Consider the following 1,310-nt stretch of genomic DNA (forward strand, 5'->3'; position numbering starts at 1 on the left):
AGCCTGCCCGACGCGGTGAAGGAAATCGGCCAGGTGGTGGAATCGGTGCAGACCGCCGACGAGGTGATGCGCCAGGCCGAGCGCCATGGCATCGACCTGCCCATCTCCAAGGCGGTGCAATCGGTACTGCACGGTGAGCTGAGCCCGGCCGAGGGCCTGCAGCAGCTGCTGGCACGCGAGCAGAAGCCGGAGTATCCGGACACGCTGTTCAAGTAAGTTGACCGACGTTGAAACAAAAAGCCCGGCGATTGCCGGGCTTCTTTGTTGGGCCAGTGGAACCTGCTCCTGCCCCAACGGGTGGACAGGGGAAGCATTTCGCCGGCCCCGGAAAAGGTGAAGCCCGGTCGGGGAGAACCGGGCTTCAGGCGCGGGGGAGAGAGAGCACGCGCCTTTACAACACGTTGTTGCCGTAACGGCTTACCAGGTGAAGCGCGGGCCGACGAACCATTCCTTGTCGCCAGCCTTGGCCAGCTTCACTTCGCCGGTCAGGCCCCAGTTGGCGTTGAACTTGCCGGTCGCGCCGACGCGGCCGTAGAACTCGCCATCCGGGTTGTAGCCGTTCTTCTTGCTGTAGTCCTCGTAACCGGCCAGGGCATAGCCCTCGAAGTTCGGGGTGAAGGCGGTGCGCACGCCGACTTCAGCGCTGTAGCCGTTGAAGGTCGGGCCGTAGTCCGGGTCGAACTTCTGGTACGCGGCGCGGGCCAGCAGGTCGGTGTTCGGGGCCACGGTGTAGTTGTAGCCAACACCCAGGCGCCACTGGTCCACGTCAACCTTGCCCTTGTCGGTTTCCTGGGCGTTGTATTCACCGAAAACATGGAAGTTCGGGTGCACGGCAACCGAGCCCTTCAGAGCCCAACCATCGGCGTCGCCGCCGCGGGTGTCGGTGTTCACGTAACCGCCTTCCACATAGTTGTAGGACAGGCCATCGGCAGCCGAGGCAGCGAACGGCAGGGCGGCCATCAGGCCCAGTGCGATCAGGGAAGTCTTCATTTCGGCATTACCTTTTTTATTGGTTTGATCGATGCGGCGTGATGCTTCGGGCCGTTCGATGGTTGTGAATTATCCGTTAGCCAATGGAACTGACCCTGAATATCAAACTGACCAGTACATAAATTAAGCGGCGAATCGGGGAACTTCCTTGCCGGAACAAGGCCACTTCCCGCTCCGCCCAAGAGACCGGAAGGCATGTAGCGGCGGGGATGGGGTCCTGCGCTTACTCGCCGCGTCGCGCGGCCAGTTCATCCCAGAGGCGGCCCTGTCGCTGGGCCGGGGTGGTGACGTTGATGACTGCCTGTTCGCCCAGGCGATCA

Annotated in this window: 1 protein-coding gene and 1 pseudogene; one reads left to right on the top strand and one right to left on the bottom strand. The window is 62.4% G+C overall.

The window, feature by feature from the left end; translation table 11 throughout:
* Positions 1 to 216: pseudogene (locus VA603_RS11350) on the top strand (NAD(P)H-dependent glycerol-3-phosphate dehydrogenase); the annotation flags it as partial.
* A 201-nt stretch (positions 217 to 417) separates the two neighbouring features.
* Here the strand turns inward: VA603_RS11350 and VA603_RS11355 are convergent.
* On the bottom strand, positions 418 to 990 hold the full coding sequence (locus VA603_RS11355) for an OmpO family porin (RefSeq protein ID WP_132862380.1): 573 nt from the start codon (positions 988 to 990) through the stop codon (positions 418 to 420).
* Positions 991 to 1,310 lie beyond the last annotated feature (320 nt).

This window comes from Stenotrophomonas capsici (assembly GCF_034961085.1).
GTDB lineage: Bacteria > Pseudomonadota > Gammaproteobacteria > Xanthomonadales > Xanthomonadaceae > Stenotrophomonas > Stenotrophomonas capsici.